The sequence below is a fragment of the Acinetobacter sp. ME22 genome (assembly GCF_022012315.1).
Lineage (GTDB): Bacteria > Pseudomonadota > Gammaproteobacteria > Pseudomonadales > Moraxellaceae > Acinetobacter > Acinetobacter brisouii_A.
Genome location: NZ_JAKLTL010000048.1, coordinates 1 through 372, shown reverse-complemented (window position 1 = coordinate 372; position 372 = coordinate 1). Strand labels below are relative to the sequence as shown.

Genomic DNA, 372 nt, shown 5'->3' with positions numbered 1-372 from the left:
GTGATTGGGGGTCGCTAAAAAGTCAATGGTTCTCGTTGCAAGTTTATATTTTTGATAGTCTATCATCTCTCCTTGACTGTCAAAAAAATTAGGGCTTCTTCTGGCTCGCACCATCCATATCGGTTTTTGTTCATGGACAAAGGTTTTAAGTACTGGTTTGAATTCAGGTTCGCCAATACCGTCTTCGGGTTTGGACAGCACCAGATCCCCGACTTTGATATCTTGAATTGGTACTTTACCTTTATCTGTCGTAACTAAAGTACCTGCCACAAAACAGCCAAAGTTAAACATATCATCATTAATCTTTTGATATAACGCATCACCAGATAAGCCGTCTTTAGTATATTCTCGTTCTAATGTTTTTAAATCAGG

At 38.4% G+C, this 372-nt stretch carries 1 protein-coding gene; it reads right to left on the bottom strand.

Translation table 11 applies throughout. The features are described from left to right. The coding region (locus tag LVY74_RS17630) for a Hint domain-containing protein (protein ID WP_237816148.1) at positions 1-291 on the bottom strand (291 nt) is incomplete at its 3' end. Between the last annotated feature and the right edge of the window lie 81 nt (positions 292-372).